General features: G+C 44.3%; 14 protein-coding genes and 2 tRNA genes. 10 read left to right on the forward strand and 6 right to left on the reverse strand.

Features of this window, described 5'->3' with window-relative positions; genetic code table 11:
* Positions 1 to 31: 31 nt before the first annotated feature.
* From C4F37_RS04665 to C4F37_RS04680, 4 genes are read right to left on the reverse strand one after another with little or no spacing between them, the layout of a single operon-like run.
* On the reverse strand, positions 32 to 490 hold the full coding sequence (locus C4F37_RS04665; protein WP_000667216.1) for a PTS sugar transporter subunit IIA: 459 nt from the start codon (positions 488 to 490) through the stop codon (positions 32 to 34).
* A gap of 10 nt (positions 491 to 500) precedes the next feature.
* Positions 501 to 785 carry a PTS sugar transporter subunit IIB gene (locus C4F37_RS04670; RefSeq protein WP_000723158.1) on the reverse strand — a complete coding sequence of 95 codons (285 nt, stop codon included), beginning with the start codon at positions 783 to 785 and terminating at the stop codon, positions 501 to 503.
* A gap of 23 nt (positions 786 to 808) precedes the next feature.
* On the reverse strand, positions 809 to 2,179 hold the full coding sequence (locus C4F37_RS04675) for a PTS galactitol transporter subunit IIC (RefSeq protein WP_000420479.1): 1,371 nt from the start codon (positions 2,177 to 2,179) through the stop codon (positions 809 to 811).
* 3 nt (positions 2,180 to 2,182) lie between these two features.
* Positions 2,183 to 2,719, reverse strand: a complete 537-nt coding sequence (locus C4F37_RS04680; RefSeq protein WP_000850105.1) for an RpiB/LacA/LacB family sugar-phosphate isomerase — start codon at positions 2,717 to 2,719, stop codon at positions 2,183 to 2,185.
* Positions 2,720 to 3,067: 348 nt separating this feature from the next.
* On the opposite strand from C4F37_RS04680, the gene C4F37_RS04685 reads away from it, so the two are divergent.
* The 7 genes from C4F37_RS04685 to hxlB all read left to right on the forward strand — a co-directional run bounded on the left by C4F37_RS04685 (position 3,068) and on the right by hxlB (position 8,282).
* A complete protein-coding gene (locus tag C4F37_RS04685; protein ID WP_000281586.1) occupies positions 3,068 to 3,823 on the forward strand; it encodes a DeoR/GlpR family DNA-binding transcription regulator in 756 nt (251 codons plus the stop codon).
* Positions 3,824 to 4,161: 338 nt separating this feature from the next.
* Positions 4,162 to 4,605, forward strand: a complete 444-nt coding sequence (locus tag C4F37_RS04690) for a PTS sugar transporter subunit IIA (protein WP_001524949.1) — start codon at positions 4,162 to 4,164, stop codon at positions 4,603 to 4,605.
* Between the two features lie 18 nt (positions 4,606 to 4,623).
* Positions 4,624 to 4,917 (forward strand): PTS sugar transporter subunit IIB, encoded by a 294-nt coding sequence (locus C4F37_RS04695; protein WP_000608246.1) that lies wholly within the window; start codon positions 4,624 to 4,626, stop codon positions 4,915 to 4,917.
* A gap of 20 nt (positions 4,918 to 4,937) precedes the next feature.
* Positions 4,938 to 6,191, forward strand: a complete 1,254-nt coding sequence (locus C4F37_RS04700; RefSeq protein WP_000425551.1) for a PTS transporter subunit IIC — start codon at positions 4,938 to 4,940, stop codon at positions 6,189 to 6,191.
* A gap of 22 nt (positions 6,192 to 6,213) precedes the next feature.
* Entirely contained in the window at positions 6,214 to 6,858 is a 645-nt protein-coding gene (rpe, locus tag C4F37_RS04705; protein WP_001773986.1) for a ribulose-phosphate 3-epimerase, read from the forward strand.
* Positions 6,859 to 6,953: 95 nt separating this feature from the next.
* Positions 6,954 to 7,706, forward strand: a complete 753-nt coding sequence (locus tag C4F37_RS04710; RefSeq protein WP_000064392.1) for an SDR family NAD(P)-dependent oxidoreductase — start codon at positions 6,954 to 6,956, stop codon at positions 7,704 to 7,706.
* Positions 7,707 to 7,721: 15 nt separating this feature from the next.
* Positions 7,722 to 8,282: a 6-phospho-3-hexuloisomerase gene (gene hxlB / locus C4F37_RS04715; protein ID WP_000116008.1), complete on the forward strand. Its 561-nt coding sequence runs from the start codon at positions 7,722 to 7,724 to the stop codon at positions 8,280 to 8,282.
* A 58-nt stretch (positions 8,283 to 8,340) separates the two neighbouring features.
* On the opposite strand, the gene C4F37_RS04720 is transcribed toward hxlB, so the two are convergent.
* Positions 8,341 to 8,416 (reverse strand) — tRNA-Asn (locus C4F37_RS04720).
* A 326-nt stretch (positions 8,417 to 8,742) separates the two neighbouring features.
* Between C4F37_RS04720 and nac the strand changes: the two genes are divergently transcribed.
* Together nac and cbl are read left to right on the forward strand one after the other, a co-directional pair.
* Positions 8,743 to 9,660, forward strand: a complete 918-nt coding sequence (gene nac / locus C4F37_RS04725; RefSeq protein ID WP_001773985.1) for a nitrogen assimilation transcriptional regulator NAC — start codon at positions 8,743 to 8,745, stop codon at positions 9,658 to 9,660.
* A 101-nt stretch (positions 9,661 to 9,761) separates the two neighbouring features.
* Positions 9,762 to 10,712 carry an HTH-type transcriptional regulator Cbl gene (gene cbl, locus C4F37_RS04730; RefSeq protein ID WP_001011024.1) on the forward strand — a complete coding sequence of 317 codons (951 nt, stop codon included), beginning with the start codon at positions 9,762 to 9,764 and terminating at the stop codon, positions 10,710 to 10,712.
* Positions 10,713 to 10,749: 37 nt separating this feature from the next.
* Here cbl and C4F37_RS04735 read toward each other — a convergent pair.
* Positions 10,750 to 10,825: transfer RNA gene (locus tag C4F37_RS04735), tRNA-Asn, on the reverse strand.
* 160 nt (positions 10,826 to 10,985) lie between these two features.
* Here C4F37_RS04735 and yeeO point away from each other — a divergent pair.
* On the forward strand, positions 10,986 to 12,473 hold the full coding sequence (gene yeeO, locus C4F37_RS04740) for a toxic metabolite efflux MATE transporter YeeO (protein WP_001304260.1): 1,488 nt from the start codon (positions 10,986 to 10,988) through the stop codon (positions 12,471 to 12,473).
* Positions 12,474 to 12,478: the final 5 nt, after the last annotated feature.

Raw genomic sequence — 12,478 nt, forward strand, 5'->3', positions numbered from 1 at the left:
GGGCAGTACCGCTGATTCTGCCCTTTTAATTTCAGGATGCTGCGAGAGTATCCTCTACATATTTAGCTACGCGCGTTGCAGGTAAATTGCGGCAAGTCTCAACAAAGGCGTTATCCTGAAACAGTGTGAATAAACGACGCAATATCGACATATGTTGATCACTGGTGGCAAATGCCAGGTTAAACATAATGCTACAATCAACTGTTAAATCAGCATCTTCCATTTGCCCGAAAGTGACATCATTGGCGAAACGAACAATACTGATACTGTTTACATTTACCAGCGTGTAATCGGCATGGGGAATGGCGATACCCTGACCGTTTGCCATCATTAGCCCTGTCGGATAGCTTTTTTCACGTTCCAGGCAGGCGTCAATGTATTCTGCAGTGATGTAGCCTTTTTCCAATAATTGCGTACCAGCAAAGGTGATCGCCGTTTGATAGTCACTGATGCTGTTATCAACATCATTCACCAGAATTTCAAATTTCATTGCACACCTGTTATTTCAACATCTCTTCTTTAACTGCAGCGAAAATCTCATCTTCGCCCAGACCAGTCAGTAATCCAGCGCCAACGATGACACGAGTAGTAATGGCCGGGTTATCGAGTTTGGTCGATGAAACCACCAGGTCATAGCTGTTGAAGGTATCGCTGGTGCATGCCATTAACGAAGATTTATCGACTTGCGCTTCAATTTTCTCTTCTTTCAGGAAGTCCTGCAGTACAGAGACCATGATGGAAGATGAGGCAATTCCGTTTCCGCAAACTACTAAGATTTTTTTCATTTGATTATTCCTCTGTAAAAGATTTAAAGCGCTTTTTCTAAATCCGTTTCAATCTGGCGACGTGATTTTTGTTTAATTAAGTATCCAATAGATAACAAAAGGATACCTGCCATCACATAGCCAATGATTCCAACATGGCTCAGGGCGGCAAACAGACCAGTAAATGGATTCGCAGACGGGTTAAGCGAAGAGTACATCACGCTGGCATCCGGGTTTGTACCAAACTTCTGGAAGACTTCGTTGGTAGCCGGTGCCATCCACGATGCAATATACAGACCACCACCGAACAAAATGATCGAGGTCACCCAGGTGCGAATAATGTTGCCATTGAAAACAGGCACCATGCAGGCAATGAAAAACACAAACTGAGAGAGGTCACCCAGTGGCATAACGCGGTTGCCGGGCAAGATCACTGCGAGGATCACAATCACCGGGATCAGTAATAATGCCGGGGCGATAACTGACGGATGACCCACAATCAGGGCAGTGTCCATTCCAACAGTGATTTGACGATCCGGGAAACGTTTGACCAGTTTTTTGCGTGCCACGTTGGAAAGCGGAACAAGCCCTTCCATCATGATAGAGGTCATACGTGGCAACAAAAGCATGACTGCAGCCAGATACATCCCTAACTGTAGGCTGGCAATTATGGTGTGGTAGGGGGATTTCCAGCCATAACCACAAAAGCCCAACAAAATACCAATAATAAAACCAACCATAGTTGGATCGCCCAGAATGCCAAACCGTTTTTGAATAGTTTCGGCGGTCACATTCAGATTACGGAAGCCTGGGATGCGATCATAAATCCAGTTGAATGGATAAGCGAAAAGTAAGTAGGTATTGGCAACCGGGTGAGAGATCGCAACACCTTTTGGCAGGTTAAAGAATTTTTCGTTATTTTTAGCACCGAGATCGGCAGCGATCAGCGCCCAGACATGGAATAGCGCGGCGGTCAATGCGCCATACAGGAAGCTACCAGAATAGACGCCAACAATTGCCCCCATTGACGCATTTTGATGAAGGTTGAAAACATCAACGTTAACACAGTCAGTCAGGCGGGCGACCAGCATTGCAATATTTACCGCAACACAGAGGGGAATAATGATAGCGCCCATGCTGGAGCCAAATCCCATAACCGCAGTCGCTGCGCCACCAACATCGATGGCACTGAGCGAGGAACCTGTTGCTTCTGCTAATCCGGTGACTGCCGGTTGCATTTTTTCCAGCATCAGTTTGATGGTCATGGTTAGCGCAATGAAACCAATGCCTACTTTGATGGCAGACGAGATACATTCAGAAAGAGGACGGCCAAGTATCTTCATCAGTACCAGGAAGATGACCGGGATAAATATAAAATTTCCCAGATCGTTTATAAATTGCGTGATCAGTTCCATACATTAACCCTCAGATTTTTCATCATCTGGTCGGAAACCCATATTCCAGCGTACATCAGCGGGCTTAACCAGCAATGCATTATCGTTACGTTCAGCTTCCAGTAAGTTCTTTTTAGAATTTTCTCTGGCGGTGGTGAAGTCGAATGGGTTATCCAACCATGCATCGACAATCATTTTGCTGTATTCGAGATCGTTGACCCGGCAACCCAGTCCAATAACTTGTGCGTTATTGCTGAGTCGCGCCCGCTTTGCGGAGTAGGGGTTAGTAACCGCAACGGCTCTTATGCCCCAGTGTTTGTTGATCTGACAAGTAAAGCCAATGCCAGTCCCACAAATGTAAATTCCCAGACGGCACTCATCGCGTTGAATAATGCCTGCCATTTCGTCGGCCAGACGCGCGAAGTTATTGACACCTTGTTCCTTACATGTGACGGGATCGTACACGATCTCCATGTTTTTCTCTTCTATGAGGTATTTTTTTATCTCCTCTTTACGTGCAAAACCTACATCATCGCTTGCGATAGCAATCTTCGTTTTCATTTCATTTTGCCTGTCGTTAAGTAACTAAAGCCAAGTATGCTGTTGGTAAATATTGGTTGTCAATTGAGATCAAAATCACAAAATTTATAACTGATTGATTTTTATGATATTAAAAACCAATAAAAACAAATAAAAAATAAATTAAGCCAATTGAGACAAATTGGGATTGTACAGTGGCGTTGTAATGAATAATAAAAATTCATTTATTATCAATCGGATATATGGCTTTTGAACTATTGTCTTTATTGGGCTTATTTGTACTTTCCACGGTTAGTGTTTGTTTTTGTTTGCATCATCTGTGCTATGCTTGGCGTTTTCTCAGATGGGCAATAGATTTCAGGAGGAAGGATGTATCTGGTTGATGAAAGGCGAAAGTTAATACTTGAAGACTTAATGTCGGCAGGTACGGTCTATGTCAGTGATCTCGCAAGAAAGTATGAAGTAACGTATGAAACCATCAGGAAAGATTTGACCCATCTTGAACAAAAAGGGCTGCTGATCAAAAGCCATGGTGGGGCGACTTTAAAGCAAAGGGCCATAGAGCATCCCTTTCAGGTCAGGGAAAAAGAGAATAACTCTTATAAGAAGGCGATTGCTCGTAAAGCGCTTGATTTTATTCCGCCTAATAGTTCGATGATTATCGGTACGGGCAGTACCACTTTTGAGCTGGCTAACCTGTTATGTATGAAGTCTGGGTTTAAAATCTTCACTGATTCGCTCCCCGTTGCCAGTGTGTTGATTGAATCTGACAACCAGGTTTTTCTCTTTGGCGGCGAACTGCGAAGAAAGAGTTCCTCAGTGTTTGGGGGGTGGGCGGTATCTATGATCAACGATATACATGTTGATCTCTGTTTCATTGGAACCGACGGCTTTAGTAACATGACTGGTCCATCAACGCCTTCTTCTTCTGATGCGTTTTTGGATCGCACGATAATTTCGCACTCAGACAAAAAATATATCCTCGGAGATTACACCAAGTTTGAGCGCAGCAGTTTGTTTAAGATCTGCGACTGGTCGGAGATCACCGCCCTTATTACCAACGATCATGCCGACAAAGAGGGGATTGCCGAAGTCGCAAAATACACGTCAGTAATAACCTGCTAGAACTTACTACGACACGCCTTGTCCCTTCGAATCAGCTTAGCCAAATGTAATCATTTCCCAATTATCAAGTGAGCATCCCTGGTGATGCTTACTTATCGATCTCTATTCAATTCGTCCTCTACTTATTGTCAGTTTTACTTCCTTTTTCGCGAAGAAATCATTTTTTAATTACACAATGCTCATATGAGCATAAAGATTATCGCCATTATGTGCTTTTTTGTGATCTGGATTTAATTTCTCAGATCTCGTTATTTATCCACAGGATCGTTGTGTTATAACTGCTCATATGAATATTTGTTAATGCTCATATGAGCATTGTGGGGTGAGGGGAAAAGGATATGATATCGATCAGTGTTGCCGATGGTGCGGGACTACAGAATTACGATGCCGTGCTTGAACATATTTATAACACGCATCGTGAAACGAATACGGTGAAAGAGAGCTGGCTCAAGGCTATGCGTAAACGCGAAGCGGAATATCCGACAGGAATAGAACTGGAAGGTTATTCTATCGCTATACCACACTGTGATAGTGAACATGCGAGTCAACCGGCTATTTATATCATCCGTCTGCCAGAAGCAATACCTGTGAACAGGGCTGATGAAGATGGAATATTGTGGGTCAGACTCGTCGTTAATCTTATTGTTACGGATCCTGCTGACCAGCTTCGATTGTTAAAGTCATTATTTAACCATCTCCAAAATGAAGAATTTTACCAAAACTTACTGACACTTCCCGTCGATGATGCAAAAGCACTTTTTGTGTCCAAAATAATCCAATAGTAAAAACTGGAGTTTATTATGATTAATATTCTTGTTGCTTGTGGTAGCGGTGTCGCTACATCTACGCTTGCTGCTGATGAAGTGAAGTCAGTATGTGCTGAATATGGTATTACGGCATTTAAAATCAACAAATGCAGTATGGCTGAACTTTCTTCTGAGATGGCTCATGCAGATATTGTACTCACAACTAATAACTATAAAGGTGATATTGGAAAACCACATATGAGCGTTGCAGGTTTTGTAACGGGTATTAATGAAGGAGCATTACGCAAGAAATTAGGAGAGTTATTAACTGAATTAGCAAATAGCTAAACCTGACAGGAATAATAAAAATGGAAATGTTGAAAAATTTAATGGAAACAATCACCGGAATGGGGGCGACTGCAATACTGCCGCTGGTGATATTTATTTTAGGTCTGGTGTTCAGAATGAAACCAGGTGCCGCGATCAAGTCGGGCATCACAGTCGGTATTGGTTTTATTGGTTTAGGGTTGGTTGTTGGTTTATTAAACAGTTCATTACAGCCAGCTATTGAATATTACTCAAAAGTAGGTAGTGGTTTTACGGTTGCAGATATTGGTTGGCCAGCAGTCGGTGCTGCTGCATGGGTAGCACCTTTTGCCGCATTAGTGATACCAGTTGGCATCGTACTTAACCTGATTCTGGTGCGCCTGAAATTAACCAAAACGTTGAATGTTGATATCTGGAACTATATGCATTTTTTAGTTCCGGGTGCTCTGGCATATTTTGTGTTCGACAGTTTTATCATCGGTTTCTCTGTCGCGGTGGCTTTGAGTATTGCGGCTCTGTTTATTGGCGATTTGATTGCGCCCAGATGGCAAAAATATTATGGACTCGAGGGAACGACCTGTACCACGATGATTCATATCGGCTGGACTCTGCCGTTCGCCTGGGTAGTAAATAAAATCATTGATTACATCCCCGGGTTAAATAAGTTAGATGTTGACTTAAACAGCGTGCAAAAACGCCTGGGTGTCTTTGGTGAACCTGCAATTATCGGTATTATCGTTGGCGCATTACTCGGAGTTTTAACGAAACAGGCCATTACCACAATTGTTCCCATGGCGATGGGGGTTGCTGGCGTAATGGTATTGTTACCTAAAGTGGTCGGTGTGCTGATGGAAGGTCTTAACCCGATTGGGAAAAGTGCCAAAGAAATCATGCAAAAACAGATGGGTAAAGATGCTGAATTAAACATCGGTATGGATTGTGCACTGGCATTGGGGGATCCGGCGACGGTCACCGTGACAGTCATTACCATTCCTTTAACCATGCTATGTGCTCTGGTATTACCTGATATTAAGATCTTCCCAATTGGCGTATTGATGTCAATTATTTATATGACCACCATGACCGTAATGGTCAGCAATGGTAACGTGGTTCGTTCGATTATCTCGACCTTGTTATTCTGCGTTGTAGTGATGTATTTAGGCGGTTATGTCGCACCAGGGGCAACGCAATTTTTAGCTGGAGCCGGTGTAGGCTTGCAAGGACAAGGTACAGATTTTGTATTAACCGGCCCGTGGGAAATTTTAACCTATTGGTTGAGCACCGTATTACATTGATTTAATAATCTGGAGTTTTTAAATGGCAAAAATATTACCTTCTATATTTGGCGCGGATATTTTACGCCTGAAAGATGAAATTCATTTTCTGGAAGAGGAACAAACTGAAATATTGCACGTTGATTTAATGGATGGCACTTACGTCAGTAATATTGCCTTTGGCCCAAATCAAATTGCAGCAATGAAAAAAGCCAGTTCGATGATCTTTGATGTGCATATGATGCTGGCAAATCCTGAGCGACATATTGATGATGTAATCAATACCGGGGCGGAGATGATTTCTGTACATTATGAATCTACGCCACATGTACATTATATTATTCAAAAAATCAAAAAAGCGGGGCGCAAAGCAGGTGTTGTGCTTAATCCTGGGACACCTGGATCTGTCATCGAGTATTTATTAGATGATATTGATTATATATTGTTAATGACAATTAACCCCGGGCAACCAGGCCAGACATTTATTCATAAAAGTCTGGAGAAAATCCGTAATACCAAAAAAATGATATCTGGCAGAGATATTCAAATTGAAGTGGATGGTGGCGTTAATCTTGATAATGTGAAACAAGTTAAAGAAGCGGGGGCTGACCTTATTGTTGTTGGCGGTGCATTATTTAACAAACAGCCTCATGAAAGTTACCAGGCATTAAAAATCGCTGTTCAGTGATCACAATCTAAAAATTTTACATCCAGCTAAGTGAGGTTTTCGATTTCATATCGGGAGGAAAACCTCAACTAAAAAGTCTTTAATGGAGAAAAGTAATGAGTAATTTTGCAGGTAAAGTGGTTTTAGTTACCGGAGGTGCTCACGGTATTGGCAAAGGGATAGCTAAACAATTTGCTGATCGTGGTGCACATACTGTTATTGTTGACTATAACGAAGAGAACGGCAAGGCCACTGCAGCAGAGTTAACTTTTGGCGATGTTAAATCGCTGTTTGTTAAAACAGATGTCTCCGATCCACAGGCATTAGTCGATGTACGGGAAAAGGTAATTGCTACCTTTGGTCGTATTGATGTGTTGATATTAAATGCCGGTGTGGCATTTGCCAATAAAGTTAACAATATTTCTTTTGAGGAATGGAATAAGACTATCGCAATTAACTTATCAGGATTATTTAATACCGTTAAGGCGTTTTATGATGATTTCCTGACAAATAAGGGATCTATTGTTTATATCTCATCGGGATCAGCGCTTTCGGGGACTGGGGGCGGTGTGAGTTATCCTGCCAGCAAAGCGGGAGGTGAAGGGTTGATTCGCGGTCTGGCAAAGGAGTTAGGACCAAAAGGCGTCAATGTTAATGCGATCGCTCCTCGCTTAATAGACACCGGAGAGATGATGCGGGTCAATTATCCAACACAAGCCGATTTAGACGCTGTCCTGGAAAAAATACCCGTCCGTCGTCTGGGGACTATCGATGATGTGGCTAACCTGGCAATATTTTTGGCGGATAAAGATAACTCTTATATTCAGGGACAAACCATTTTAATGGATGGTGGCCGGACTATTGCTTAAAAAGGGAGAGAAAAAATGAGTGTTCAAGAAAATACTATTAATATTCTGCATGAATTAGAGAATAATGCGCTGAAGATTGACGATTCTCAGGCTGCACAGTTTATTTCGCAAATCAGAAATGCCCGGCATATTTTTTTGCAGGGAGCTGGGCGTAGTGGCATTGCTATTCGCGCTTTTGCTAATCGCTTGCTGCACTTAGGTTTTTCAGTAAGCGTTGTGGGAGAAATATCATCACCGCATACCCAACCTGGAGATCTATTAATTATTGGGTCAGGCAGTGGTGAAACTACCAGTTTGAAAAGTCTGGCACAAAAAGCAGTTGATAGCGGAGTAAACGTCGCTCTGGTCACTATGAAAGCTGATTCGACGATCGGTAAATTAGCTCAATCTGTGTTGGTACTACCAGGAAGTGTGAAAGACGATAACAATCGTGTTGCAGGCACTTTCGCGCAACCAATGGGCTCAGCTTTTGAGCAACTCTGCTTTATTACTTATGATGCAATTGTTCTGGCGTTGATGTCGGAACTGGGTGAAAGCAGTGCCACAATGTTTACCCGACATGCTGATCTGGAATGACCAATAAGTTGGTAATTAGAAAGCAAAAAGCCTGCTCGAAAGCAGGCTTTTTTGAATTTGGCTCCTCTGACTGGACTCGAACCAGTGACATACGGATTAACAGTCCGCCGTTCTACCGACTGAACTACAGAGGAATCGTGTGAACGGGGCGCATATTAATGGCAGTGCATGGTGATGTCAAAGGGTGAAATGCATTTTTTTGTTTGTTTGCTGCCAATTTCAACAAAGTGGTGAGCTTTCAATCTTATTGGGTAATGAACCATCGTGGTGCATACCCTCCTTTTATAGGGCAGGTGAATGCGACTGCTGATAAAAAGGGCCAATGACGAATCTATCATAATCTCTTATTTGACAGTTGGTTAGCTTGCGCATCAACGCCAAAATAGAACTGGCAAGCATCTTGCATTCTGGTTGTAAGTAATGGCGGCACTTGGGCCGATTCTTAAAAACCGGAGGCAACATGAACTTCAGACGCCTGAAATACTTCGTAAAAATTGTAGATATTGGTAGCCTGACCCAGGCTGCTGAAGTATTGCATATCGCACAACCAGCGCTCAGCCAGCAGGTTGCCACACTGGAAGGTGAGTTAAATCAACAGCTTTTGATTCGCACAAAACGGGGCGTTACGCCAACAGACGCCGGAAAAATTCTCTATACCCATGCACGGGCCATTTTACGTCAGTGTGAGCAGGCCCAACTGGCGGTGCATAACGTTGGTCAGTCATTATCGGGGCAAGTCTCGATTGGCTTTGCGCCAGGAACCGCTGCGTCATCCATCACCATGCCCTTATTACAGGCGGTTCGCGCTGAATTCCCGGAGGTCGTTATCTATCTTCATGAAAATAGTGGTGCAGTGCTTAACGAAAAACTGATAAATCACCAACTCGATATGGCGGTTATTTATGAGCATTCCCCTGTGGCTGGGGTATCCAGTCAGGCTTTGCTGAAAGAAGATCTTTTCCTGGTAGGAACTCAAGATTGCCCGGGGCAAAGCGTTGATGTTAATGCTATTGCGCAAATGAACCTCTTTCTCCCCAGTGATTACAGTGCTATTAGACTTCGTGTTGATGAGGCTTTTTCCCTACGGCGACTCACGGCAAAAGTCATTGGTGAAATTGAGTCTATTGCCACGCTTACCGCAGCGATTGCCAGCGGCATGGGCGTTGCAGTATTACCCGAATCGGCCGCGCGTTCGTTATGTGGCGCAGTAAACGGATGGATGTCACGCATTACCACACCTTCAATGAGTCTCTCTTTGTCATTAAATTTACCCGCCAGAGCGAACTTATCACCACAGGCGCAAGCAGTGAAAGAGTTGTTAATGTCAGTGATGAGTTCTCCAGTGATGGAAAAAAGGCAGTGGCAATTGGTGAGCTAAGCGTTATATCGGGATGGAATAAGATGCGGGTTTTTATTATTTGTTATGCCGGGCATTAGACTTTAACAATAACGGGATATCTGAACTGCCCGGAGTTTACCGTGAATTTCCAACAACTAAAGATAATCCGCGAGGCTGCACGTCAGGATTACAACCTGACAGAGGTTGCGAATATGCTTTTTACCTCACAGTCAGGCGTTAGCCGTCATATTCGGGAACTGGAGGATGAACTTGGCATCGAAATATTTGTTCGACGAGGTAAGCGACTGCTGGGCATGACTGAACCGGGCAAAGCATTACTGGTCATTGCAGAACGTATTCTGAATGAAGCCAGTAATGTTCGTCGGCTTGCAGACCTGTTTACCAACGATACGTCTGGTGTTCTCACTATTGCAACGACGCATACTCAGGCACGTTATAGCTTGCCAGAGGTCATTAAAGCTTTTCGCGAACTTTTCCCGGAGGTTCGGCTCGAGCTAATCCAGGGTACGCCACAGGAAATTGCGACGTTGTTGCAAAATGGCGAAGCTGATATTGGTATCGCCAGCGAGCGTTTGAGTAATGACCCGCAGCTCGTCGCCTTCCCGTGGTTTCGCTGGCACCATAGTTTGCTTGTTCCACTCGATCATCCCTTAACGCAAATTACACCATTGACGCTGGAATCAATAGCGAAGTGGCCGTTAATTACTTACCGACAGGGAATTACGGGGCGCTCACGCATTGATGACGCATTTGCCCGCAAAGGTTTGCCGGCAGATATTGTATTAAGTGCACAGGATTCTGATGTCATTAAAACCTATGTTGCTCTTGGGCTTGGGATCGGATTAGTTGCCGAACAATCCAGCGGCGAACAAGAGGAAAAGAATTTAATCCGCCTGGATACGCGGCATCTTTTCGATGCTAATACTGTCTGGTTGGGACTGAAGCGAGGGCAACTTCAGCGTAACTATGTCTGGCGCTTTCTGGAACTTTGTAATGCAGGACTGTCAGTTGAGGATATCAAGCGCCAGGTGATGGAAAACAGTGAAGAGGAAATTGATTATCAGATATAGCAAAAAGCCCGCTATAAAAGCGGGCTTTTCAGAAATTTGGCTCCTCTGACTGGACTCGAACCAGTGACATACGGATTAACAGTCCGCCGTTCTACCGACTGAACTACAGAGGAATCGCTGTTGAGGCACATCTTAACGGCGAAAAATATTTTGTCAAACCCGATTTTTAAATTTCCCAACTGTTTGCCGTTTCTATCAACAGTTTGTTGCATTTGCAGACAATTTGTTGGCGAAAATCTTTGCAGCTTTGCTGATTCTCCCTCATCATTTGAAATGTGGTTTCACTTTCTGCAATTAAGGTCGGCTTTGAATATCTCCTCTGCTTTACGCCAGGTTGTTCACGGCACTCGCTGGCACTCTAAACGCAAGAGCTACAAAGTGTTGTTCTGGCGCGAGATAACCCCGCTTGCTGTTCCTATCTTCATGGAGAACGCCTGTGTCCTGTTGATGGGGGTCCTGAGCACTTTTCTGGTCAGCTGGCTGGGAAAAGATGCGATGGCCGGCGTGGGGTTGGCGGACAGCTTCAATATGGTCATTATGGCTTTTTTTGCAGCTATCGATCTTGGTACTACTGTCGTTGTAGCATTTAGTCTCGGTAAGCGAGATCGACGACGAGCGAGGGTGGCGACGCGGCAGTCATTGGTGATCATGACGTTGTTTGCCGTACTGTTGGCAACGCTAATTCATCATTTTGGCGAACAAATTATTGATTTCGTCGCGGGTGATGCCACGACAGACGTTAAAGCACTGGCGTTGACTTATCTGGAGCTGACCGTACTCAGTTATCCAGCAGCTGCCATCACTCTTATTGGTAGCGGGGCACTTCGTGGTGCAGGGAATACGAAAATACCGCTACTGATTAACGGTAGCCTGAATATTCTTAATATTATTATTAGCGGCATATTGATTTACGGCCTTTTCTCCTGGCCGGGACTGGGATTTGTCGGGGCTGGGTTGGGTTTAACCATTTCTCGTTATATTGGCGCAGTTGCAATTTTGTGGGTGCTGGCGATTGGTTTTAATCCTGCGCTAAGGATTTCATTAAAGAGCTATTTTAAACCGCTGAATTTTAGCATTATCTGGGAAGTCATGGGGATTGGTATTCCAGCGAGTGTCGAATCAGTGCTATTTACCAGTGGTCGGTTATTAACCCAAATGTTCGTTGCCGGGATGGGGACCAGCGTTATTGCCGGAAATTTTATCGCGTTTTCAATTGCGGCTCTTATCAACTTACCCGGAAGTGCGCTCGGCTCTGCTTCTACGATCATTACAGGCCGAAGGTTGGGGGTAGGGCAGATAGCGCAAGCAGAGATTCAGTTGCGGCATGTGTTCTGGCTGTCCACTCTTGGATTAACGGCCATCGCCTGGCTAACGGCTCCCTTTGCCGGGGTTATGGCATCGTTTTACACCCAGGATCCACAGGTTAAACACGTCGTTGTGATTCTGATTTGGCTAAATGCTTTATTTATGCCTATTTGGTCCGCCTCATGGGTGCTACCCGCTGGATTTAAGGGGGCTCGTGATGCCCGTTACGCCATGTGGGTTTCTATGTTGAGCATGTGGGGTTGCCGGGTTGTAGTCGGTTATGTGCTGGGAATCATGCTTGGCTGGGGTGTGGTTGGTGTCTGGATGGGAATGTTTGCCGACTGGGCTGTGCGGGCCGTGCTGTTTTACTGGCGAATGGTTACTGGACGTTGGCTATGGAAATACCCTCGATCCGAGCCGCAAAAGTGTGAAAAAAAGCCAGTTGTGTCGGAATAAACGAC

Source organism: Escherichia sp. R1 (assembly GCF_003000935.1).
Classification (GTDB): Bacteria; Pseudomonadota; Gammaproteobacteria; order Enterobacterales; family Enterobacteriaceae; genus Escherichia; species Escherichia coli.